This is a genomic window from Rhizobium sp. BK098 (assembly GCF_014193155.1).
Taxonomy (GTDB): Bacteria; Pseudomonadota; Alphaproteobacteria; order Rhizobiales; family Rhizobiaceae; genus Rhizobium.
Map to the genome: position 1 here is coordinate 240,167 of NZ_JACHYY010000003.1, position 23,412 is coordinate 263,578.

The 23,412-nt window shown below is 60.4% G+C and carries 23 protein-coding genes; 15 read left to right on the forward strand and 8 right to left on the reverse strand.

Annotated features, from left to right (window positions below; translation table 11 throughout):
* Nucleotides 1-4: 4 nt before the first annotated feature.
* Nucleotides 5-1,036, reverse strand: a complete 1,032-nt coding sequence (locus FHT73_RS10450) for a class I SAM-dependent methyltransferase (protein WP_112335882.1) — start codon at nt 1,034-1,036, stop codon at nt 5-7.
* 196 nt (nt 1,037-1,232) lie between these two features.
* On the opposite strand from FHT73_RS10450, the gene FHT73_RS10455 reads away from it, so the two are divergent.
* Nucleotides 1,233-3,233, forward strand: a complete 2,001-nt coding sequence (locus tag FHT73_RS10455; protein WP_183711429.1) for a GGDEF domain-containing phosphodiesterase — start codon at nt 1,233-1,235, stop codon at nt 3,231-3,233.
* Nucleotides 3,234-3,267: 34 nt separating this feature from the next.
* Nucleotides 3,268-3,654: an ester cyclase gene (locus tag FHT73_RS10460; RefSeq protein WP_183711818.1), complete on the forward strand. Its 387-nt coding sequence runs from the start codon at nt 3,268-3,270 to the stop codon at nt 3,652-3,654.
* A 21-nt stretch (nt 3,655-3,675) separates the two neighbouring features.
* On the opposite strand, the gene FHT73_RS10465 is transcribed toward FHT73_RS10460, so the two are convergent.
* The 5 genes from FHT73_RS10465 to FHT73_RS10485 all read right to left on the reverse strand — a co-directional run bounded on the left by FHT73_RS10465 (nt 3,676) and on the right by FHT73_RS10485 (nt 10,172).
* Nucleotides 3,676-4,875: an MFS transporter gene (locus FHT73_RS10465; protein ID WP_183711431.1), complete on the reverse strand. Its 1,200-nt coding sequence runs from the start codon at nt 4,873-4,875 to the stop codon at nt 3,676-3,678.
* Between the two features lie 120 nt (nt 4,876-4,995).
* Nucleotides 4,996-7,326, reverse strand: a complete 2,331-nt coding sequence (locus FHT73_RS10470) for a cation:proton antiporter (protein WP_183711441.1) — start codon at nt 7,324-7,326, stop codon at nt 4,996-4,998.
* A gap of 153 nt (nt 7,327-7,479) precedes the next feature.
* Nucleotides 7,480-8,685, reverse strand: coding sequence for a 3-oxoadipyl-CoA thiolase (pcaF, locus tag FHT73_RS10475; RefSeq protein ID WP_183711443.1), 1,206 nt, complete (start codon nt 8,683-8,685; stop codon nt 7,480-7,482).
* A gap of 93 nt (nt 8,686-8,778) precedes the next feature.
* Nucleotides 8,779-9,468, reverse strand: a complete 690-nt coding sequence (locus tag FHT73_RS10480; RefSeq protein ID WP_183711445.1) for a CoA transferase subunit B — start codon at nt 9,466-9,468, stop codon at nt 8,779-8,781.
* Complete coding sequence (locus FHT73_RS10485; protein WP_112608665.1) at nt 9,465-10,172, reverse strand: 3-oxoacid CoA-transferase subunit A; 708 nt, start codon at nt 10,170-10,172, stop codon at nt 9,465-9,467. Before FHT73_RS10485 ends, FHT73_RS10480 begins: the two co-directional genes overlap by 4 nt.
* Nucleotides 10,173-10,323: 151 nt before the next feature.
* On the opposite strand from FHT73_RS10485, the gene FHT73_RS10490 reads away from it, so the two are divergent.
* Complete coding sequence (locus FHT73_RS10490) at nt 10,324-11,079, forward strand: IclR family transcriptional regulator (RefSeq protein ID WP_112414116.1); 756 nt, start codon at nt 10,324-10,326, stop codon at nt 11,077-11,079.
* 3 nt (nt 11,080-11,082) lie between these two features.
* Here the strand turns inward: FHT73_RS10490 and FHT73_RS10495 are convergent, their stop codons facing one another.
* Nucleotides 11,083-11,967 carry a helix-turn-helix domain-containing protein gene (locus tag FHT73_RS10495; protein ID WP_183711447.1) on the reverse strand — a complete coding sequence of 295 codons (885 nt, stop codon included), beginning with the start codon at nt 11,965-11,967 and terminating at the stop codon, nt 11,083-11,085.
* A gap of 116 nt (nt 11,968-12,083) precedes the next feature.
* Here FHT73_RS10495 and pobA point away from each other — a divergent pair, with 116 nt between their 5' ends.
* Nucleotides 12,084-13,256 (forward strand): 4-hydroxybenzoate 3-monooxygenase, encoded by a 1,173-nt coding sequence (pobA, locus tag FHT73_RS10500; protein WP_183711449.1) that lies wholly within the window; start codon nt 12,084-12,086, stop codon nt 13,254-13,256.
* A 184-nt stretch (nt 13,257-13,440) separates the two neighbouring features.
* Here the strand turns inward: pobA and pcaQ are convergent, their stop codons facing one another.
* Nucleotides 13,441-14,367 carry a pca operon transcription factor PcaQ gene (pcaQ, locus tag FHT73_RS10505; RefSeq protein ID WP_183711820.1) on the reverse strand — a complete coding sequence of 309 codons (927 nt, stop codon included), beginning with the start codon at nt 14,365-14,367 and terminating at the stop codon, nt 13,441-13,443.
* A gap of 94 nt (nt 14,368-14,461) precedes the next feature.
* Here pcaQ and pcaD point away from each other — a divergent pair, with 94 nt between their 5' ends.
* From pcaD to FHT73_RS10560, 11 genes are all read left to right on the forward strand, one after another.
* The gene (gene pcaD / locus FHT73_RS10510; RefSeq protein ID WP_183711451.1) at nt 14,462-15,262 is read left to right on the forward strand and encodes a 3-oxoadipate enol-lactonase; all 801 of its coding nucleotides are present in this window, start codon (nt 14,462-14,464) and stop codon (nt 15,260-15,262) included.
* 5 nt (nt 15,263-15,267) lie between these two features.
* Entirely contained in the window at nt 15,268-15,672 is a 405-nt protein-coding gene (gene pcaC / locus FHT73_RS10515) for a 4-carboxymuconolactone decarboxylase (RefSeq protein ID WP_112335869.1), read from the forward strand.
* 12 nt (nt 15,673-15,684) lie between these two features.
* A complete protein-coding gene (pcaH, locus tag FHT73_RS10520; protein ID WP_183711453.1) occupies nt 15,685-16,434 on the forward strand; it encodes a protocatechuate 3,4-dioxygenase subunit beta in 750 nt (249 codons plus the stop codon).
* Nucleotides 16,434-17,048: a protocatechuate 3,4-dioxygenase subunit alpha gene (gene pcaG / locus FHT73_RS10525; protein ID WP_183711455.1), complete on the forward strand. Its 615-nt coding sequence runs from the start codon at nt 16,434-16,436 to the stop codon at nt 17,046-17,048. Before pcaH ends, pcaG begins: the two co-directional genes overlap by 1 nt.
* A gap of 3 nt (nt 17,049-17,051) precedes the next feature.
* On the forward strand, nt 17,052-18,104 hold the full coding sequence (locus tag FHT73_RS10530) for a 3-carboxy-cis,cis-muconate cycloisomerase (protein ID WP_183711457.1): 1,053 nt from the start codon (nt 17,052-17,054) through the stop codon (nt 18,102-18,104).
* A gap of 145 nt (nt 18,105-18,249) precedes the next feature.
* Nucleotides 18,250-19,422 (forward strand): ABC transporter substrate-binding protein, encoded by a 1,173-nt coding sequence (locus tag FHT73_RS10535; protein WP_183711459.1) that lies wholly within the window; start codon nt 18,250-18,252, stop codon nt 19,420-19,422.
* Nucleotides 19,423-19,513: 91 nt separating this feature from the next.
* Nucleotides 19,514-20,377, forward strand: a complete 864-nt coding sequence (locus FHT73_RS10540) for a branched-chain amino acid ABC transporter permease (RefSeq protein WP_183711461.1) — start codon at nt 19,514-19,516, stop codon at nt 20,375-20,377.
* A 1-nt stretch (nt 20,378) separates the two neighbouring features.
* Nucleotides 20,379-21,383, forward strand: a complete 1,005-nt coding sequence (locus FHT73_RS10545) for a branched-chain amino acid ABC transporter permease (protein WP_183711463.1) — start codon at nt 20,379-20,381, stop codon at nt 21,381-21,383.
* Nucleotides 21,380-22,144 carry an ABC transporter ATP-binding protein gene (locus FHT73_RS10550; RefSeq protein WP_183711465.1) on the forward strand — a complete coding sequence of 255 codons (765 nt, stop codon included), beginning with the start codon at nt 21,380-21,382 and terminating at the stop codon, nt 22,142-22,144. Before FHT73_RS10545 ends, FHT73_RS10550 begins: the two co-directional genes overlap by 4 nt.
* Nucleotides 22,125-22,841, forward strand: coding sequence for an ABC transporter ATP-binding protein (locus tag FHT73_RS10555; RefSeq protein ID WP_183711467.1), 717 nt, complete (start codon nt 22,125-22,127; stop codon nt 22,839-22,841). The genes FHT73_RS10550 and FHT73_RS10555 overlap by 20 nt, the downstream gene beginning before the upstream one ends.
* Before the next feature lie 132 nt (nt 22,842-22,973).
* Nucleotides 22,974-23,366 carry a GFA family protein gene (locus FHT73_RS10560; protein ID WP_183711469.1) on the forward strand — a complete coding sequence of 131 codons (393 nt, stop codon included), beginning with the start codon at nt 22,974-22,976 and terminating at the stop codon, nt 23,364-23,366.
* The last annotated feature ends 46 nt before the right edge of the window (nt 23,367-23,412 follow it).

A 23,412-nucleotide genomic window follows, 5' to 3' on the forward strand; every position in this document is an offset into this window, starting at 1 on the left:
TCGGCTATACGGTCAGAACGGCGTATATGACGCCGCCGTTTTCGCCGCGCGTCAGAGAAACATCCGCGATCGGGTGCTTGACCTTGTCGATGATCGACTGGACATCCTCATCCGTTCGCCAGATCAGCGGCCAGTTCATGAAGGTTTCCATGTAACCTTCGACACCGATATCCTTGGCGAAGTTTGCAAGCAGGAACTTGCCGCCGGGCTTCAGCATCTGCAGGCAGCGCTCCGTCAGGCGCACGGCTACGCTTTCGGCCAGATAATCGTAAAGGCCGGCTGCATAGATGAAGTCGAACGTGCCGAGCTTCTGCGCGCGTCCCAAAATGGTGCGAACGGAGCCGTTGATCGCTTCGATGCAGCTGCCATGGAAGGCCGAGGCCACCGTCCCGACGCTGACCGGATCCTGATCAAGTGCGACCCAGCGCTTGAGCCTGCCGCTTTGCAGAGCTTGGGAGAGCTCGGCTTCGCGAAGATGGCCGGCCGCGATTGCCAGGACTTCGGCGCCATCCGTCGCCTCCGCCACCGCATCGACATGGGCTGCCAGGATCTCGCGCCTTTCGCGCACGGCGACGGCGGATGCTGCGCGCCGGGTGAAATCGTAAACTTCTGCGCCCAGCGCCGAAGCTTCCGCCACCTGTGCGGCAACGGCTGGATGTTCATAGATGAAATCCAGCAGATACGCGTCCCCGCTATAGCCGCGCGGCTTTTCGAAAGACCATCGCGTCAGAGGGTCCTGCAGCAGGTAGGACGACACGGGGTGCCCCTGCGCCACCGAGGCCAGATGCGCCCAGGTCAGGGGTGTCGTCTTGTTTTTCAGCGCCTGCAGACGCTCCGTCAAGGCTTTCATGGTGCCTGGAACGGGCGCGTTTGCTTCGAACGCCTGTTGCGTAAGCGAGAGAATGAGGGCGAGTTCGGCCTCGCCCTCCTTTATTTGGTCGGTTGCAATGTTGTTACCGGACGATCTCGTATGTTCCGAGATGGACTGAGTGGTAACGAGGCTGAAGCCATCTAGAGCGGTTTGAAATTGTTTCAATTTTAAATCATTCCGTGAACACTCCGCAAACCATATCTCAGATAAAAATTGAGCGCTATGGTTTTGTTAATGTCGCTGCGTCAACGCTGTCGTTATCAAACGGATCAAATTGGCCGCCGTGGTGAAGCGAGCGATTGGTTCATTCGAGCGACGCAAAGGTAACGCGGTGGACATGAAGTCTCGGCTAACTCGGGTGATGATGAGCATGCGTCAATTGTCGGGAGGAAGCGAACTTGGCCGGAGCGCTGCTCTGGGCACGGATCATCCCGATGAGCTGCGTGTGCTCTACAAAGCCTATAGCAATGATGCGCGGCGCGCCCTGGCTCGCAGCGGTCTGTGGCTTGCCGTGCCCGTCTATGTCCTTTTCCTCATCACGGATCTGGTCTTCATTCCGGATGTCTCGCATGTGACGATCCCTGCACGGTTTCTAATCGGCGGGTTTTCGCTTCTGGTGCTGGAAATCCAGTTTTCCCGCCTGCGTCGTGCCGGCGAGCTGGAGGCGACCTGTGCGGCGGCTGTCGTTCTCGGATATGTCGTGTGGCTGCTGCCGGCATTGCAGACGACGAATGCGGAGGCATTCTCTTATTACGCCGCGTTCGGTGCCATCTTCATGATGGGCGTTAACTTGTTCTTCAGTCTCGAGTTCGGTCTTGCACTTGCCTCGTCGGGGCTGATCTTTGCCTTCTTCCTGCTATCGCTGACGGAATTTCACTACAGCGCCGCCTATTGCCTGGCTTTTACGACCTTCTATCTCTGCTGCTTCGTGTTCACCTCCTATGTGAACTGGAAATTGAACAAGGAACGTTTCAACGTCTTCCTCAATGCGCGAGAAGCGGAATTGCAGCAGCAGCAGGCAACGGAGCGCGGCGAGGCGCTTCTGCGGCTTTCCATTACCGATTCCCTGACTGGAATGGAAAATAGGAGAGCCGCCGATATAAGGCTGAAACAGTTTTGGGATCGTTGGCGCGAAAAGCGCGCTCCTTTTGCCATTCTTCTGGTCGATGTCGACTTCTTCAAGAAGTACAATGACTATTATGGCCATCAGGAGGGCGATCACTGTCTCGTCACGGTTGCCAACGCGCTGTCGAATATCGTCGCGCCACTAGGGGCGACGGTCGGGCGTTATGGCGGCGAGGAATTCATCGTTATTCTCGATCTGGAGAGCAGCTCGGATGCGCTGGCGCTGGCGGAGGCGATCTGCCAGGGGATCGAAGCTCTCGATATCGTTCACGCCCAGCGCCTGGACGGTTTCCGGCATGTCACTGTCAGTGTCGGCGCGACCATTACCAGAGATCTCGCTGGTGCAAAGCTGGAGAATGTGATCAATGAGGCCGACCGCGCGCTCTATTCCGCAAAGGCGAGCGGCCGCAATTGCGCGCGGATCTTCGACCCGAACGAGCTGCCGGGCGGCGACGCAAGCGAGAACATCGCGGCCATCCTGAAGATCGCCATTCAGCAAAATCTCGTTTCGCTGGTCTATCAACCGATTCAATATCTCAGGACCGGAGAGATCGGCGCTTATGAGGCTCTGATGCGTCTGCAGCTGCTCGATGGGTCGAATTCTTCACCGGCTGTCTTTATTCCTGTCGCGGAGCGCACGGGCGCCATCATCGAGCTCGGTTACTGGGCAATTAGAAGAGCATGCTGCGATTTGCTCACCCGCGACATTGTCGACACCGTCAGCATCAATGTTTCCCCGATCCAGCTGCGGGCCCCAGGCTTCGCTGCGCAGGTCGCAGCCATTCTGGCGGAAACGGGCGTCTCGGGTCATAGGGTAGCGTTCGAAATCACCGAGGGCGTCGACATGGAGATACGTCCGGATGTGCTCGACAGCATCCAGGATCTGAAGAAGCTCGGCATCAAATTCTGGCTGGATGATTTCGGCACAGGCTTTGCCGGGTTGTCATGGCTTCGCCTGATGGAGTTCGAAACCGTCAAGATCGACAAATCCTTCCTGCATGATGCGGCAAACAACGACGGCGCCAAGATTCTGCTTGAGGATATTATCGGCCTGGTGCGTAATCGCGGTCACCGCATCCTGGTCGAAGGCGTGGAAGACGAAGAGCAGCTCAATCTCGTCAAATCCTTTGGCATCGACGCCGTTCAGGGATACCATATCGGCCGACCGGCACCGGCGCTCAAGCATCCGATTGGAGTGATGAATGCCGGCCACCGTCGTTTGCAGGCGACTGCCTGAGAAACCGGCTGTCACCCAGCCGAGGGTGATGAGAATGGCAAGCACCGACCTTTCCGATATCTATCGAGGGTACATTGCCTGTCTCAACGGGCAGGATTGGCCGAACCTGCGCAAATTCGTCCATGAAGACGTGTGCTATAATAGCGCTCATGTGGGGTTGTCAGGCTATCGACAAATGCTCGAAGGTGATTTTCGCGCCATCCCCGATCTTCATTTCGATATCGCTCTGCTCATCTGCGAGCCGCCGCGTGTCGCATGTCGCCTGCAATTTGATTGCAGACCGACGGGGCTGTTGTTCGGCATGGCGGTGAACGGCAGAAGGGTCCAATTCGCTGAGAATGTCTTTTATGAGTTTCTGGATGGACGAATTCGGCATGTCTGGTCAATCATCGACAAGGCCGCCATCGCAGCCCAACTCTGACAATCACCGCCACCAACGGTGCTATTCGTGCCCAAGGCGCAGTGCCATGAAACCAGCCGCAAAAGCGGCGAGGCCGCTTGCGATAATCGGGCCGGAATAGCTGCCGGTATGGTCGAAAATAAAACCGGCTGCCGTCGGCCCGATCAAGGCTGCGATACCGACCGCCGTATAGAGATATCCGATGACGGCGCCGATATTGCGCGTCCCGAACAGATCGGCCGCCACAGCGGGATAAAGGCCGACGCAGCCGCCATAGCTCATGCCGAACGTCAGTGCGAACAACGCCAGCTGGATCATGCCTGATGCCGATGCCCAGAGAGCAAAGGACGCGGCGACGGCAAATGTCAGAGACGCCAATAGCCGGCGCCGGCCGAAGCGATCGCCGAGCCCGGCCAGGAAAAAGCGCCCGACCACGTTGCCGACGCCAATAAGGCCAACAAGAGTGGTTCCGTCTTGCAGCGAGAGACCCATGTCCTGCGCTGCTGCAACGATATGGACATAGGGAATGAAAGTGCAAAACGACGACAGAACAAGCACGGCATAGAAAAGATAGAACCGTCCGTCCCGCCATATGGCAGCATTTGCATGCTTGTCCGCTCGACCCCGGGATGGATCCGGATTGTCACGCCTTTTGCGGATGAGCATTGCGGCCGGCAATCCGAACACGGCAAATAGACACGCAAGCGCGGTGAAGCAGCCTCGCCAGCCGATGAAGGGGAGCGCCTGGCCGATCGCAAAGGGCAGCACCAGGGTGCCAAGTCCAATTCCGGCAGTCGCGATGCCCGAGGCCTGGCTGCGTCTGCGGATAAACCAGGATTGCACGGCTCCTAGGGCTGGAACATAGGAGAGGCCGATCCCCAAACCAACGCCGAAGCCGTACCAGACATAGAGCGACACGAGAGACCCGGCGCGGCTCGCGCCGATGTAGCCGAGGATCATGGCAGCAAGCCCCAGAAGAACCAAGCTGCGAGGCGACCATCTGTCGGCGAGCGGCCCGGCAATCGCGCCCAGGGAATAGAAGAGGAATGCGGAGATGGAGAAGACGAGGGCAATCTCGCCGCGAGAGGCGCTAAACTCCGCGGCAAGTCCCGGCAAGGTGGCGGAGAAGGAATAGGCGGCTCCGAAGGTCACGGCCGTCAGCACATGGGTCGCGGCGACGACCTTCCATCCCTCCCGCGCATCGGCTTCTTCGTGGTCACGCGAAAGGGCAAGGTCGGACATCGGTGCGCTCGGTCAAATCATATTGCCGGCCAATATGGACTAGGAGGCAGCATAGGAAAAATGAATAGCGTTGATGTGTTTTATTGATTCTCCTGATCCATCTCACGGCTGATGGTCGGCCTATTCGCGAATTGCCTGCGAGGAGGAGGCCAGATCTGTTTCGATGAAAATGCAGGATCTGTCGGCGGTCTGCAGCACCGTGTCGGCGATGCTTCCGTAGGAAAGGCTGCCACTGGCTCTTTTGCTTACGCCGAGCACGATCAGATTATATCCGCCGCTGCGCGCATGCCGCAGGATCGAGAGTTCCGGCGAAGGTCCTTGCTGAACGACCTTTTCGATCTGCACGCCATAATAATCTGCAATGGCGCCGACCTTATTCAAAATATCCTGATGGTCGTTGCCTCGGTCGCTGATACGCGGAATAGCGCTGGCGCGGCGCGGCTCGACGATTAATAGCAGCGCGCAATGGGCGTTTGCCGCCTTTGCGATCGCGAGCCCGAATTCGGCGGCGCGGATGGAGCGCTCGGTGCCACTGACGGGAAGCAGTATCCGCAGATCTCCCGGATGCTTTGGAAGCGGGCCGCGTGCCGTGATGATCGCCGGAGTTCCCTGGAACGCCGATGTCATGACCTGTAGCGACGGGCCGAAGCGACCATCGTCTCCCAAGGAGGGTTCGATGCCCGCCAGGAGAAGATCGTGGCCTGTATCGGAGACGTCTTCGAGTACGGTTTCGAGCTTGTCGCTCTTTTCTCGGATTGTCACATGGATATCGCCTTCGCCGGCCAGGTTCTGCTCCGGTGGCGCCGACGCAAGCAGATCAGTGGCGTATTGGCGCAGATCTTCGGCGATTGCCTTGGCGTGCGACGCTGGATGCAAGGCTCCCATAGCACCGGGCGTGTCTGGAGTTTCATCGGCTCCGCGTGCATCCATCACCGTGACGGGCATCTTGCGTGTCACCGCGAAGAAAGCGGCAATCCAGGTTGCCAGGCGGCTGCTTTGCGAACCGTCGACAGCCAGCAGGATGCGCTCAAAATTTCCGAGGAAGCTCTCGCGCTCGAACTGTTCGCGCTCCAGACGATTGCGCTCCTCCTCACGCAGTGGCAGGCGGGCAAGCGCCCACCGAAGCGTCGGCGGCATCGCCATGGTGGTGATGACGGCCATGGCGACGATGACGGAAAAGAGTTTTTCGTCCAGCACGCCGACCGACAGGCCTATGGTCGCGACGATCACCTCCGTCGATCCGCGTGCATTCATGCCGCAGCCGAGCGCCAGGGCCTCCGATGCCGAATAGCCGCCGAACCTGGCGGCGGCAAAAGCGCCTCCGAACTTGCCGATACTTGCTATGATCACGACAGCAGCCGTCAGCAGCAGGATGGAAGGATCGGCAAGTACGGTGAGATCGGTCTGCAGACCGGTCAGTCCAAAAAAGACCGGCATGAACAGAGCCGTCGTCAAAGCCCGAAGCTGCACATCGATCTGACGTGTGAGAATAGGGGATTCACCGACCAGAATGCCGGCGACGAAAGCGCCGAGCACGGTATGGACCCCGATGAAATTGGTGATGATCGCCATCGTGCCCATGATTGCGATGATGGCGCTGAGCACGGGCAGGTCGCTACGGAAATTGTCGTTGGTCCAGCGGATGATTTCGAAGACCGCCCGTCTGCCGACGGTGAAGCTGACGGCCATGAAGGCCAATGTGCCAATAACGCTGGTCGCGAGCGTCGTCAGATCGACCGTGCCTTTTTCGGCCAAGCCGAACGTTATGGCAATGATGACCCATCCGATCGTGTCATCGATGATGGCGGAGGCGACGATGAGTTGGCCGACGTTCCGGCGCATGAAGTCCATCTCGCGAACCACGGAAGCGACGATCTTCACGGAGGAAATGGAAAGCGCAGTGCCCAGGAAGAGGGAGGTTACCAGCCGCTTTTGAGGATCGGGAAGCAAGGCGTCGGGAATGAGTTCGCCCAAGGCAAATCCCGCAGCAAACGGGATGACGATACCGGTTAGCGAGACGCCGGCCGCAGATTTGCGCAAGCGTTTTGCAAGACCCAGATCGGTTTCCATGCCGGCAAGCAGCAGGAGAAAGAGAATGCCGAGCTGGCCGATCGCGTCGGTCATGCTCTTTTGTGCGCCGTCTGAAGGAAAAAGGCTCGCTCGCGCATGCGGGAAGATCAGGCCGAAAAGGGAGGGGCCGAGAATGATGCCGGCGATGATCTGGCCCATGATCGATGGCTGGCCGATGCGCACCATCAATTCGCCGAGCAGCCTGCCCGATACGACAAGCAGAATGATCTGGACCAGAAACAGCCCTTCCGAAGGGTGGCTGGCTTTCTGCCCCTCGGCTGCGAAGGCGGATTGCGCAATCGACAGCAACAGGGTGATGGCAATGAGAATGATAACGGCGCTTGGCGGAAATGCTTTTAAGACGTTCTGGCGTGACGGCATGGACTGATCCCACTGAGCAGCGGGAAAACGCGCCAAAGCCTTTACCGTTCCAGATCATCGCTGATCGCCGCCGTCGCGGGCTAATATCGGGCACTCAGCAGCGGGCATGGTCCGCCGCGCATCGGGCTGCAGACCATGGGCTGGCCGGAACGATCAGACCCGTTCCAGCGCTATGGCAATGCCCTGGCCGACGCCGATGCACATGGTGGAAAGCGAATAGCGCCCGCCGATTTCCTTCAGCTCCAGGGCAGCCGTGCCGGTGATGCGCGCACCCGACATGCCAAGCGGATGACCGAGCGCGATGGCGCCGCCATTACGGTTGACGCGCGCGTCGTCGTCGGCGATGCCGAGTTCGCGCAGCACGGCAAGCCCTTGCGAGGCGAAGGCTTCGTTCAATTCGATGACGTCGAACTGCTCTTGGCGCATGCCGAGGCGGGCCATGAGCTTGCGCGAAGCCGGTACGGGGCCGATGCCCATGATGCGCGGGGGGACACCGGCGGCCGCGCCGCCAAGGATGCGCGCTATCGGCGTCAGGCCATATTTTCTGGTAGCTGCTTCAGACGCAATGATGAGCGCGGCCGCGCCGTCATTGACGCCAGAGGCGTTGCCGGCCGTCACCGTGCCGCCTTCCTTCTTGAAGGGGGTGCCGAGCTTGGCAAGCGCTTCCATGGTGGTTGCGCGCGGATGCTCGTCCTTGCCGACGATAACAGGATCGCCCTTGCGCTGCGGGATCGTCACCGGTGCGATTTCCTTGGCAAGCCTGCCGTTATCCTGCGCTGCGGCAGCCTTTGCCTGCGAGCGAACGGCAAAGGCGTCCTGATCTTCGCGGCTGACCTTGTAATCTTCCGCGACGTTCTCGCCGGTTTCCGGCATGGAGTCGACGCCATACTGCTTCTTCATGACAGGATTGATGAAGCGCCAGCCGATGGTGGTGTCGTAGATCTCGGCATTGCGCGAAAAGGCGCTTTCGGCCTTGGGAATGACGAATGGCGCGCGCGACATGCTCTCAACGCCGCCGGCGATCATCAAATCAGCCTCGCCGGCGCGGATGGCGCGGGCAGCCGCGATGACGGCATCCATGCCCGAGCCGCAAAGCCGGTTGATCGTCGTGCCGGGCACCGAAATCGGCAGGCCGGCCAGCAGGCTTGCCATGCGCGCGACGTTGCGATTGTCCTCGCCCGCCTGGTTGGCGCATCCATAGATCACGTCGTCGATGGCTTCCCAATCGACCGAGCCGTTGCGCTCGATCAGCGCCTTCAGCGGCACGGCACCGAGATCATCGGCACGAACCGAGGAGAGCGATCCGCCGAAGCGGCCGATCGGCGTGCGGATATAGTCACAGATGAAGGCTTCGGTCATGGTCTTCTCCCAACGGCATGTTGCGCAAAAGCGGCCTGCGAAATATTATAAGCTTAAAGCATCGCGCGCGAGTCTGAAAGATGGCAACCGGCTTCAGAGCTTCGGCACGACGAGGTCGGCAACGGGACGATCTATGTGGAGCGGCGCGCCGGTCATCGCCTGCAGTTCGTCCATAGTCATCGCAGCGAGCTTTTCACGGACGACGAAACCTTGCTTGCCAATGTCGATGACCGCATGGCTCGTATAGATGCGGGTGATGCAGCCGACGCCGGTCAGAGGAAAGGTGCAGGCCTCCACCAGTTTCGGCTTGCCGTCCTTCGTCACATGTTCGGTGATGACGAAAACCTGCTTGGCGCCATGGACCAGATCCATGGCTCCGCCGACGGCAGGCACACCCTTGGAGCCGACGCGCCAATTGGCGAGATCGCCATTCTGCGCGACCTGGTAGGCGCCGAGGATCGCGACATCCAGATGGCCGCCGCGCACCATGGCAAAGCTATCGGCGTGATGGAAGAAGGAAGCGCCGGGCTTCAGCGTGACAGCCTTCTTGCCGGCGTTGATCAGATCCCAATCTTCTTCGCCTTCCGCCGGCGGCTCGCCGAAATTCAGGATGCCGTTTTCAGTGTGGAAGATCGCCTGACGGCCTGGGGGCTGGTAGCGGGCGACCATTTCCGGAAAACCGATACCGAGATTAACATAGGCGCCATCTTCGATTTCCTGAGCTGCGCGCCAGGCGATCTGGGCGTTGGAGAGCTTGATGTCTTCGCGTGTGTCGATGGTCATACGTAGGCCACTCCGGCTCGAATGAGATTTTCTTCCTGCTGCGGATCGGCGACCTCAACGACGCCGTTGACGAAGATGCCGGGGGTAACGATGTGCTCCGGATCGAGTTCGCCGGCGGCAACGATTTTCGAGACCTGCGCGATCGTCTTGGCCGCGGCCATGCACATCAGTGGATTAAAATTGCGGCCGGCCTTGTTGTAGATGAGATTGCCCTGCACATCGCCGACTTCAGCTTTGACAATGGCGAAATCGGCCTTGAGCCAGCGCTCCTGAACATAGTGGCGGCCGTCGAACTCGGCGATGACCTTGCCGTTGGCAAGCTCGGTGCCGTAGGCGGTCGGGGTGTAAAAGGCTGGAATGCCGGCACCGCCGGCGCGGATGCGTTCGGCAAGAGTCCCCTGAGGCACCAGCTCCAGCTCGATTTCTCCGGCCAGGTAACGGTCCGTGAAGGCGCGTGGATCGGATGAACGCGGGAAGGAGCAGATCATCTTCCTGACCATGCCCGCGTCGATCATCGCAGCGATGCCGATACGCCCGTTGCCGGCATTGTTGTTGATGACGGTCAGGTTCTTCGGGCCTTTGTCGATCAGTGCGTGAATGAGTTCGATCGGCGCGCCGGAGCCGCCAAAGCCGCCGATCATGACGGTCGCGCCATCGCCGATGTCGGAGACGGCGGCTGCCGTGCTCGCAATTGTCTTGTCCATGCCGAAACTCCCACTTGCCATGCGGGCGGATTGAGACGACCCGTCCTCTTCCTTTCGAATAGATCAGCATGGTCTGGACGGCAATCATTTTGTGCGTTATTTGATTTTTGTTCATATATCGCACAAAATGAGTGAGAGATCGGAGGCTGATATGCGCGAAACGGATTTCGTCAGCGGCTTTGCCAAGGGATTGAAAGTCATCGAAGCCTTCGGCGAGACGCGGCAGCGTCTGACGATTGCCGAGGCGTCGAAGCTGACCGGCCTCGATCGCGCCACGGTGCGCCGTTCGTTGCTGACGCTCTCCGAACTCGGTTATGCCGTCTATGACGGCAAGTTCTTCACGCTGACGCCGAAGATCTTGAGGCTCGGCCATGCCTATCTGGCCGCGACGCCGCTGCCGACCATCATCCAGCCGCATCTCGATCAGCTTGCCGAGCGCGCCGGGCAGAATGCTTCAGCCTCGGTTCTCGACGGCACGGAGGTCGTCTACATTGCCCGCGCCTCGCAGCGCCGGGTGATGTCGATCAACCTGACGCCGGGCAGCCGGCTTCCGGCCTTCTGCGCCTCGATGGGCCGTGTCCTGCTCGCCGCTCTGCCGGAAAGCGAGGCCCGTTCGGTGCTCAAGCGGACCGACCTCAGAGCGAACACGCCGAATACCAAGACCGATCCCGAGGAATTGATGGCGGAGTTCCGCCGGGTGAGGGAGCAGGGCTATGCGGTTATCGACCAGGAACTGGAAATCGGCCTTTGCTCGATTGCCGTGCCGGTGGAAAACGATCGCGGTCAGACGGTGGCGGCGATCAATATCGGTGCTCCGGCTGCTTACGTCGCGGCTTCCGACATGGCCGAGCGCTTTCTGCCGCTGCTGAAGGAAACGCAGAAGGCTTTGCGGCTGGTGCTGCCGTAACCATCACATTCCCAGCCTCACCCGCTCCTCGAGCCGCCAGGTGCGCGGCGTCTGGCCCGTCTGCTTCATGAAGAAGCGGGAGAAATAGGCGGGGTCGGCAAAGCCGAGGCGATAGCTGATTTCCTGGACGGTCGCGAAGGTGAAGACCAGTTCGCGCTTGGCCTCATCCAGCAGCTTGCGTGTAATGAGCTCATGCGCGCCGTGCCCGGTTTTGCTGCGGACGATGCGGCTGAGATGGGCCGGCGAGATGCCGAGGCTCTCGGCATAGAAGGCGGCCGGCTTGTGCGAACGGAAGTGGCGCTGGATGAGACCCTGCAGCATCTCCATGCGGCGCTCGTTCTCGTCGCTGAGCGTCGATCCTTCATCGGCCTTTTGAGCTATGCGCGCCGTCAGCAGCAAGGCCGAGGTCAGATAGGCATCGAGTAGATCGTTGCGGCCGTTACGATGGCTGGCAAATTCTTCGCCCAGGCGTTTTAGCGTCTTGGCGACATACGCCGCGTCTTCGTTTTGAGTGTCGAGCAAAGTCAGATGCGGCTCGGCAAGCCATGTTCCGAGCCGGCTGCGATCGCCCGGGGATGCCTTCAGATGCGAGATCAACACCGTGATGACGAAGCCGTCTATATCTCGCGAAAATCGGAATCCGTGATTGAGCCGTGGCGGAACGGTAATGACGGCGGGTGGCGTGATGGGATGGGGAGTTCCGTCAAAGATTGCGTCGCCGGAACCGGCATCGATGTACAAGATTTGAAAGAAGCTCTCGTGCCGGTGCGCACGGATTTCCCAGTGATGAAGACTGCTGCGTGAGGGAATTGTCTCGCAATGCAGCCAGAAATCCGGCTTCCGGCCGGTATTTTCGCCATAAAGCTCGTAGGTCGGCACGGTCTTCATCGCGGCTCTCCTCCCTTGCCATGCTCGATTTGTGCAATTTCATGACCGAAATGTCCATTGCGGACTTGCCTCGCGCCGAAGAGACTTGAAGCAAGAAATACGCATGGGAGGAGACGATGCGCACTCAAGTCGCCATTATCGGTTCGGGGCCGTCCGGGCTGCTGCTCGGCCAATTGCTGACGGAGGCCGGTATCGACAACGTCATTCTCGATCGCGTCGGCAAGGATTACATTCTCGGCCGCGTCCGCGCCGGCGTTCTTGAAGAAGGCACCGTCCGGTTGCTGGATCAGGCGAAGGCAAGCGAACGTTTGCATGCCGAGGGCTTGCCACATGATGGCTTCTCGCTTGCCTTCGACGGCCGCGATCATCGCATCGACCTTCATGGTCTCACCGGCGGCAAGCGGGTCGTCATTTACGGTCAGACGGAGATGACCCGCGATCTGATGGCCCGCCGCGAGGAAAGCGGTGCTCCAACCATCTACAGCGCCGCCAACGTCCAACCGCATGGCTTCGATGGCGATACGCCCTATCTGACCTATGAGAAGGATGGCGTTTCCCATCGCATCGACTGCGATTTCATTGCCGGCTGCGACGGCTTTCACGGCGTCAGCCGCAAATCGGTTCCGCAAAAGGCGATCCGCAGCTTCGAGAAGGTCTATCCCTTCGGCTGGCTCGGCGTGCTGGCGGAGGTGGCGCCCGTCAATCACGAGCTGATCTATGCCAACCATCCCCGTGGTTTCGCTCTATGCTCCATGCGATCGATGACACGCAGCCGCTATTACATTCAGTGTCCGCTCGACGAGAAGGTCGAGGACTGGAGCGACGATCGCTTCTGGGATGAGTTGCGCTGCCGCCTGCCGGCCCATCATGCCGAAGCGCTGATCACCGCGCCGTCCTTCGAGAAATCGATCGCGCCGCTGCGCTCCTTCGTCGCCGAACCCATGTGCTTCGGCCGTCTCTTCCTTGTCGGCGACGCCGCTCACATCGTGCCGCCGACCGGAGCCAAGGGGCTCAATCTGGCGGCCAGCGACGTGCATTACCTGTTCTCGGGTTTCGTAGAGCATTATCAAGATCGCTCGAATGCCGGATTGGAAGCCTATTCCGCCCGCGCGCTCGCTCGCGTCTGGAAGGCGGTGCGCTTTTCCTGGTGGATGACCACGATGATGCATCGCTTTCCCGATACCAGCGATTTCGACCAGAAGATCCAGGAAGCCGAGCTCGATTATCTCACCCGTTCGCGCGCCGCATCGACCGCGCTCGCTGAGAATTATGTGGGCCTGCCGTTTTGAAGCGGGGCAATCGCATATGGATAGGCAAGCCCCTCATCCGTCCTCTCACAGTTCGCTTCGCTCAACTGTTCGAGTCCACCTTCTCCCCGCACGCGGGGCGAAGGGGTTTGGCACTGTCGCCCCTCTCCCCGTCAAAACGGGGAGAGGGCTGGGGTGAGGGGCATTTCCAGTTTTCTAAGCCGCCTCAAAACTTCTTGGCGACCTCGCTTGCCGCTTCCCGGATTGTCTGCATCAGGATCGACAGGGGCAGGCTTGGAATGGCGTCGGTGCGCATGGTCAAGCCGACAGGTCCTTTCGTCTCACTGGTATCGATCGGTAGAAGCGCCAGCAGCCCGTCATCGACATCCCCGGCAACGACGCCGGCTGAGATGATCCAAACGGCATCGCTCGATCGCACGAAGGCGCGGCCGAAGGAATCGGAGACGGTTTCGATCTGGTTGGGCAGTCCGCCGGCGCCGTTGGCGATCAGAAAGCTCTCGACGAAAGGGCGGATGATCGAGCCGCGCGTCGGCATCAGGATCGTGTAGCGATTGAGATCGGAAAACAGCGACTGCTGGGCGGAAAGCAGCGGATGGCCGGCCCGGACGGCGAAGACGACCTGTTCGGAGTAGAGATGCTCGAAGGAAAAGCCGGTCATCTTGTCGGGGCTTGCCAATCGGCCGACGACGAGGTCGAGATCGCCGATCCGCAACTGCTCCAGAAGCACCGCGTTTTCGCCTGTCACGATCTTGATGCGGCTCCAGGTCTCCTCCTTGAGAAACAGGTCCATCGCTCGCGGCATGATGCGTGTCGAGACCGTCGGCAACGCACCGACGCGGATTGGTGGTGCTTCGCCGGAACGCTCCTGCGAGACGGAATCCAGCCCCTGCCTGAGGGCGGTGAGTGCCGCGCCGGCATGGCGGAGAAAGACTTCGCCGTAGCGGGTGATGCGGATGCCGCGCCCGTCGCGTTCGAAGACGGCGACCCCAAGTGCTTCTTCGAGTTCGCGGATCGTCTTCGTCACTGCCGGCTGGCTGATATTCAACAGGCCAGCCGCCTTGATCACGCTTTTCTGGCGCGCAACCTCGACAAAAGTCTGCAGATGGCGGAACTTGATGCGTGCGTCGAGCATGCTCACTCATAACCCTGGAGTTATCGTAGAGCAAAGAAATATCATTTTACCTAACCGGATTATACATCCAATCTCGCGTCCGAGGAGATTTCCAGTGCAGTTTGCCCGCATTAACGACGTCACGATCCACTATCAGATCATCGGCGGTCCGTCCGACAAGCCGGTTCTTGTCTTTGCCAATTCGCTCGGCACCGATTTCCGGATCTGGCGGGATGTGATCGTGCGGCTCGCCGGCGATTTCGCCATCGTGCTCTACGACAAGCGCGGCCATGGGCTCTCCGATCTCGGCCAGATGCCCTATTCCATCGAGGATCACGCCACCGACCTTGCCGGCCTGCTCGATTTCCTCTCGGTCAAGAATGCCATTATCTGCGGGCTGTCGGTCGGCGGCCTGGTCGCGCAGTCGCTCTATCAGCGGCGCCCGGATCTGGTGAGAGCGCTGATCCTCTGCGATACCGCTCATAAGATCGGCACGGCCGAGAGTTGGAATGCGCGCATCGCCAAGGTCGAGGCTGATGGTATCGAATCCATCGTTGATTCCATCATGGAGCGCTGGTTCACTCCCGCCTTCCGCCGCCCGGAAAACATTGCCTATGATGGCTATTGCAACATGCTGATCCGCCAGCCGGTCGCAGGTTACGTCGCCACTTGTGCTGCCCTTCGCGATGCCGATTTGACTGAAGCCGCGGCCAAGATCGCCGTGCCCACCATCTGCATCGTCGGTGATCAAGATGGCTCGACCCCGCCGGAACTGGTGCTGTCGACGGCAAAGCTCATTCCGAATGCGCGTTATGAAGTGATCAAGGACGCCGGCCATATTCCCTGCGTCGAACAACCCGAGGCGTTGACCGAAGTCATCCGTGCCTTCATCGACGTCGTCCTGCGTGGAGAATAAGCCTGATGAATGACCCTACCGCGCCGTCCGAGCGTTATCTACAGGGCATGGCGACGCGTCGCGCCGTGCTCGGCGACAGCCATGTCGATCGGGCCCAGCAGGGGTCGACCGATTTCGATCAACCGTTCCAGGAATTGATCACCGAAGCGGCCTGGGGGCACGTCTGGTCGCGCCCGACTCTCAGTCGGCGGGAGCGCTCGATCGTGACGATCGCGCTTCTGGCAGCGCTCGGTCAGGATGATGAGGTCGCCATGCATGTGCGCGCCACGCGCAACACCGGCGCGACGCGCGACGATATTTGCGAGGCGCTCCTGCATGTGGCGATCTATGCGGGCGTGCCGGCCGCAAACCACGCGATCAAGATAGCGAAGCAGGTTTTCGAACAGATGGACGCCGAACAGGCGGCATGAAACGAGGCAGACATGTCCGATAGAAGCAACAGCAAGCCCGAAACGGGCGCATTTTTTGCGCGGGATCGCGCCTGGCATCCGCCGGCCTTCGCGCCGGGATACAAAACCTCCGTTTTGCGCTCTCCACAGCGCGCCTTGCTCTCGCTCGACGGGACGATCTCGGAGATCACCGGACCGGTCTTTGGCCATTCCATACTGAACGAGCTCGACAACGACCTGATCCATAATTTCGCCAAGCCTGGCGAGAGCGCGATCGGCGAGCGGATCATTGTTCATGGTCGCGTGCTCGACGAGCGCGGCCGGCCAGTTCCGGGCGTCTTGCTTGAATTCTGGCAAGCCAATGCCGGCGGGCGCTATCGCCACAAGAAGGAAACCTATCTCGCCGCGATCGACCCGAATTTTGGCGGCTGCGGCCGCGCCATTACCGATGGGGAAGGGCGTTATGCCTTCCGCACCATCCGTCCCGGCGCCTATCCCTGGCCGAACGGCGTCAATGACTGGCGGCCGGCACATATCCACTTCTCCGTTTTCGGCCATGGTTTTGCGCAGCGGCTGATCACGCAAATGTATTTCGAGGGCGACCCGATGATCTGGAAATGTCCGATCGTCGGAACGATCCCCGACAAACAGGCGATCGAACAGCTGATCGCGCCGCTTGACTGGGGTAATACGATCCCGATGGATGCCCGTGCCTATAAATTCGATATCGTGCTGCGCGGTCGCCGTTCGACCCTGTTCGAAAACCGGCTGGAGGGCAATTGATGGTACAGGATCTCGGCTATCTGAAGGAAACGCCGTCGCAGACGGCAGGCCCTTACGTCCACATCGGCCTGACACCGAATTACAGCGAAATCGGCGGCGTCTATGAGAGTGATCTCGGCTCCGTCATGGTCAACGACAAGACGCTCGGCGAGCGCATCACGGTGACGGGTAGGGTACTGGACGGCGCGGGAGCGCCGGTCAAGGATGCTGTTCTCGAAATCTGGCAAGCCGATAGCGCCGGGCTTTACAACAGCCCGTCGGAGCTGCGCGGCACGGCCGATCCGAACTTTACCGGCTGGGGGCGTTGCCCGACCAAGTCCACCGACGGCCTCTTCCGCTTCGAGACCATCAAGCCCGGCCGTGTTCCCTTCAAGGACGGCCGCAAGATGGCGCCGCACATCACCGTCTGGATCGTCGCACGCGGCATCAACATCGGCCTGCATACACGCATGTATTTTCCGGAAGAGACTGCGGCCAACGCCGAGGACCCCTTGCTCGCACGCATCGAACATAGGGATCGCCTCGCAACGCTGATTGCCGCAAAGGAAGGCTCCGTCTACACCTTCGATATCCATTTGCAGGGCGACAAGGAAACGGTTTTCCTCGATATATAGGCCATGAGCGTTTCTCCCTTCGATCATCCATTCCTGTCCGGCCTCCTCGGCGACGAGGAGATTGCGGCCTATTTCTCGGCCAAGGCCGATATCCGCGCCATGCTATCTTTCGAAGCTGCGCTTGCGCAGGTCGAGGCGCAGCATGGGCTGATCCCGCAAGCGGCGGCTGGGCGGATCGCGGAGGTCTGCACGGATTTCGAGCCTGACCTGCCAAGCCTGAAGACGGCAACGGCATCGGATGGCGTCGTCGTTCCTGAGCTTATCAGGCAGTTGCGTGAGGCTGTCGGCGAGGATGCAGGCAAACATGTCCATTTCGGCGCAACCAGCCAGGACGTCATCGACACCAGCCTGATGCTGCGGCTGAAGGCAGCGATTTTCATCCTGAGCGGCCGCCTCTTTGCCGTATCGTCCGCGCTCGCCAAGCTGGATGAGCGTTTGGGATCGAACCGGCTCATGGGCCGCACCCGGATGCAGGCGGCGATCGCGATCACCGTGTCCGATCGGTTGCGGGCTTGGCGGCATCCCCTCGATCAGTATCGCGACCGGCTGACGCAGGAGAGTTTTCCGCTGCAGTTCGGTGGGGCCGCCGGCACGCTGGAAAAATTCGGCCCGCGGGCCGCCGAAATCAGGAGCTCGCTGGCGCAGGCGCTCGGCCTGACGGACGAGCCGCAATGGCAAAGCCAGAGAGGGCGCATTGCCGAACTGGCGGGGCTCCTGTCCATGATTTCGGGCAGCCTCGGCAAGATCGGCCAGGACGTTGCACTTCTGGCGCAGGCGGGCGAGGAGATCGAGCTTGCCGGCGGTGGCGGTTCCTCCGCCATGCCGCATAAGCAGAACCCCGTCGCCGCCGAAACGCTGGTCACGTTTGCCCGCTTCAATGCGGTGCAGCTTTCGGGCATTCATCACTCGCTAGTACACGAGCAGGAGCGCTCGGGGGCTGCCTGGACGTTGGAATGGCTGCTGCTGCCGCCCATGGTGGTGGCGACGGCGACATCGCTACGCCATGCCCTGCAACTGATCGGCATGATCAAGCGCCTGGGAACGATAACCGAGTAGGATATTCGTCGCTATTCATAACCAAATAAGTATGGATGGAACGTTTTATTTCATTTTACATCACCATTTCCTATGAGAAATTGGCGATGATGAGGATTTAAATAATCAAGGGCGGCATAAGAAACGGCTGCCGGGAGGAGAAAAAATGAAACGGTTTGTCTTGGCCGCCCTTGCGGCCGTTGCTCTTGGCAGCGCTGCCTATGCCGATACCATTAAGGTCGGCGTCATCGGTCCGTTTTCTGGCCCGTTCGCGCTGCAAGGCAAGAATTTCAAGGCTGGTATCGATGCCTATATGGCAATCAACGGCAAAAAGGTTGGCAATGACGAGGTCGAGGTGATCTACCGCGACGTGCCGCAGGCCGATCCCGCCCAGTCGAAGGCGCTGGCCCAGGAACTCGTCGTCAAGGAGAAGGTCCAGTATCTCGCCGGCTTCTACTTTACCCCGGATGCGATGGCCGTGACGCCGATCCTCAAGCAGGCCAATGTGCCGATGGTGATCTTCAACGCCGCGACTTCGGCCATCGTTACCAAGAGCCCGCTTGTCGTGCGGACCTCCTTCACCACCTGGCAAACCTCGACGCCGATCGCCAAGGTTGCCTATGATGCCGGCGTCAAGAAGGTCATCTCCGTTGTCAGCGATTACGGTCCAGGTGTCGATGCCGAAAATGCCTTCAAGGCCGGTTTCGAGAAGCAGGGTGGCGAAGTTGTCCAGGCGATCCGCATGCCGCTGTCGACCAACGACTTCAGCCCGATCATGCAGCGCATCAAGGATTCCGGCGCGCAGGGTGTCTTCGCTTTCCTGCCGTCAGGCCCGACGACGCTGGGTTTCGTCAAGGCCTATAACGAGAATGGCCTGAAGTCCGCGGGCATCAAGCTTTTTGCACCCGGCGACCTCACGCAGGAATCCGATCTACCGGCACTTGGCGACGCCGCACTCGGCATGCAGACGACCTTCCACTATGCGATCTCGCATGACTCGCCCGAAAACAAGGCTTTCGTTGCCGCTGCCGACAAGGCGATCGGCAATCCGGCCGAGCTGACCTTCCCGGCCGTCGGTGCTTTCGACGGCATGCATGTCATCTACAAGATGATCGAGGCGACCGGCGGCAAGCAGGATGCGCAAAAGGCCGTCGACGCCGTAAAGGGTCTGTCCTGGGTCAGCCCGCGCGGCCCGGTGACCATCGATGCGGAAAGCCGGCATATCACGCAGAATATCTATCTGCGCGAAGTCGCCAAGGGCGGTGACGGCAAGTACTACAACAAGGAAATCCAGACCTTCGAGAAGCAGGGCGATCCAGGCCTTGCTGCCGCGAAGTAAGCGCTCCTGAAGCTCCAACCCCTGATCGGAAGCCTCCGGTCAGGGGTGTGACGACAGCGGCCGCGCAACAACAACCGGACCAGCAATTTCAATGCAAACCGTGCTCAGCATAGCAGTCGATGCCCTCGCTTACGGCATGGTGCTGTTCGTCATTTCCATCGGGCTTTCCGTCACTATGGGGTTGATGCGCGTCGTCAATCTGGCCCATGGCGCCTTTGCCATGATCGGCGGCTATATCGCCTCCTATGCCGCGCGCGATCTGGGGCTTGGCTATGCCGCCGCAGTATTGCTGGCCGTGGTCGGCACGGTCATCATCTCCATCCCGATCGAACGGCTGCTTTATCGGCGCATCTATGGTGCGCCTGAGTTGACGCAGGTTCTGATGACGATCGGCATCACCTTCTGCATCATCGGTATCGCCAACTACGTCTTCGGTCCGACCTTGAAGACCATTCCCTTGCCAGGCAGCCTGCAAGGCTCCGTCGACCTTGGCTTCCGTACCATTGGCACCCATCGCATCTTCGCGATCGTCTGCGGCCTCATCGTTGCTTTGGCATTGTGGTACACGATCGAGAAGACCTCCTTCGGCGTGAAGTTGCGCGCTTCCGTCGATAACGCCGCAATGGCGGCGGCTCTCGGTGTCAGAACGGAAGTGGTCTACGCCGTCAGTTTCGCCGTTGCCGTTGGGCTTGCCGCCTTCGGCGGCGTGGTCGGTGCGGAATTGTTGCCGGTCGAACCCTATTATGCCCTGCGCTATATGGTGACGTTTCTGGTCGTCGTCTCCGTCGGCGGCGCCGGTTCGATCTCCGGTGCGCTGCTCGCCTGCCTCATCCTCGGCTGTATCGATACGACTGGCCGTTACCTTATGCCGGAATACGGGGAATTCTTCTTCTATCTGGCCGTCATCGTCATCATCTGCGTCTTCCCGCGCGGCTTTGCAGGGAGAATGAAGTAACATGGCGCTGACGCTTGAAAGAGAGGCCGCTCCGATCGTGACCAGACATCGTACATTTGGGCAGGATATCATCGCGGTCGCGGTCATCGTCCTGTTCGCTGCTGCCGGTTACCTGTTGTTTCCGGATAACCTCGCTCTTCTAACCCGTCTGATCGCGATCGCGCTTCTGGTGCTGTCGCTCGATCTTGTCACCGGCTATTGCGGCGTGGCGACCCTCGGCCATGCAGCGCTGTTCGGTGCCGGCGCCTACGCTGCCGGCATCGCATCCGCCCATTACGGCATCAACGACCCGCTGCTGATGACGCTTGCCGGCATCGCCGGCGGCGCGGTTGCCGGGTTGGTCTGCTCCATCGTCATTTTGAGAGCTCATGGCCTGCCGCAGCTCGTGCTATCGATCGCGCTGATTTATCTCTTCCACGAATTCGCCAACAAGGCATCGAGCTGGACAGGCGGAAGCGACGGCCTGTCGGGCATTTCAGCCGATCCGTTGTTCGGTGTTTTCGAGTTCGATCTCTATGGGCACACGGCTTACCTCTACGGCGTGGCACTCCTGCTGATCGTGCTCGTGCTTTTGCGCTTTCTCGTTCGTTCGCCCTTCGGCATGCTCTGCCGCGGTATTCGGCAAGATCCCTTGCGCATCCGCGCCATGGGAGCCTCGCCCAAGGTGGCTCTCATCAAGATGTATGTCATTTCCGGTGCCGTTGCCGGCATCGGCGGCGCCTTGACCGCGATCTCGACGCAGGTCGTCGGCCTCGACAGCCTTTCTTTCACACAATCGGCCGAGGCGCTTGTCATGCTCGTGCTCGGCGGTACAGGTTCGCTGTTCGGTGCGCTCGTCGGCACGCTGATCTTCATGCTGTTCGAGGATTACGTCTCTGCCGCCAATCCCTTCCACTGGCTGACGATTGTCGGTGCGCTGTTGATCCTCGTCGTTCTCTTCGCGCCGAAGGGTATCTACGGTACGGCCGCCGCCTATGTTGCCCGTCGCCGGGAGGCGCGGGCATGAGTGCGATTTTCGAGGTTAGCAATCTGAAGAAGGCGTTCGGCGGCTTGACGGTGACGAACAATGTCAGCCTGTCGATGGCGCCGGGAGATCGTGTGGCTCTCATCGGCCCGAACGGCGCGGGCAAGACCAGTTTCGTCAATCTCGTCACGGGCAATCTGCAAGCGGATTCCGGCGAGGTCCGCATCGGCGGTCAGAGCGTCAACAAGGTCGATGCCATCGGCCGTGTCAGGCGCGGCCTCGTACGCTCGTTCCAGGTGACGCGGCTGTTTCAGGATATGACGCCGGCCGAGCATGTCGGCATGGCCGTGCTGCAGCGGACTGGCCGTTCTGGTCGCATATTCGGCAATTTCCTCGCGATGCGCGATGTCATGGCCGAAACGGAGGAGCTGCTCGGCACGCTTGGTCTCGCATCCCTCGCGCATCGCAAGGTCAGTGAGATTGCTTACGGCCAACAGCGGCTCCTGGAAATTGCCGTTGCCATGGCCCTGAAGCCGAAGGTGCTTCTGCTCGACGAGCCTGCCGCCGGTGTGCCGCAGAGCGATACCGGCCGCATCGAGCAGGCACTGGCCGATCTGCCCGCTGATCTCGCCGTGCTGATGATCGAGCATGACATGGACCTCGTTTTCCGTTTTGCCAAGCGCGTGGTCGTGCTCGCCGCCGGCACGATCATATTCGACGGGTCGCCAAAAGACGTGACACAGGACGCGCGGGTGCGCGAAGCCTATCTTGGGAGCTACGCCAATGCCGGCCACGCCGCTTGAAGTCGAAAACTTGTCGGCCGGCTATGGTCCGACGCGGGTGCTGGAAGGGGTTTCCTTTTCCGTGCCGGCCGGCGGCCGGCTTGCCGTGCTCGGCCGCAACGGCATGGGCAAGAGCACGCTGCTTGCCACGCTCGCCGGCCAGACCCGGCGCTATGATGGCCGCATCCGGCTGGGTTCGGCCGACATCGCCAGCCTGCCGAGCGCCCGCCGCGCCCATCAGGGCCTCGGCTACGTGCCGCAGACGCGCGACGTCTTTCCGACACTGACGGTGGAGGAAAATCTCTCCGTTGGGCTGAAGGAACGGCCGAAGAGCGCTTTGCAGGAAGCCTATGACATGTTCCCGCGCCTGAAGGAGCGTCGCAAAAATTTAGGCAGCCAGCTTTCCGGCGGCGAGCAGCAGATGCTGTCGACGGCGCGCACCATCCTCGGCCGCCCCTCCGTCCTGCTGCTGGATGAGCCGCTGGAGGGGCTGGCGCCCGTCATCTGCGAGGAGCTGATGGCGGCTTTCGCCGAGCTTGCCGAGGCGGGCGACATGACGATCCTGCTCGTCGAGCAGCGGATCCAGAGCGCACTGGATTTTGCCAGCGATGTCGTCATTCTGGAGCGCGGGCGGCTTGCCTGGAAGGGGACGCCCGAGGCGCTAGCTGCGGATCATGGTGCGGTCGAGCGTCTGCTCGGCGTCGGTGGACTACATTAGCGCATCCACTCCGGCTGTGCTTTAACGGAGCGCGGCCTTATGATGAAACCTCATCCTTCTCGCCGCTACGATCGCGGCGACTGTTCCGTTTATCGTAGACAGTCCGCCTGCCTGTTTTTGAGGAGGTGCAAGATGGATCGACTTACCGGTGGCTGCCTGTGCGGCAAGGTGCGGATCGTGGCCTCGGGGCACCCCTATCGGGTCGGCATTTGCCATTGTCTCGACTGCCGCAAGCATCACGGCGCGCTTTTCCATGCCTCCGCGATCTTTCCCGAGGATGCGGTGACGATCGAAGGTGAAACACGCGACTATGCCGGCCGCTTTTTCTGCCCTCACTGCGGCTCGTCCGTTTTCTCGCGAAGCGCAGACGAAATCGAAGTGAACCTCGGGTCTCTCGATGCTCCGGATCAGCTGACGCCGACCTACGAACTCTGGACCGTTCGCCGCGAATCCTGGTTGCCGCCGTTTGCGGTCGAGAGACGATATGACGGCGATCGCGAGGGAACGAGCCGCTTCGAGGATTAGGTTGGGTTCGCTGCAAGCGTTATGATGGCAAAAATTGTTAACGGCG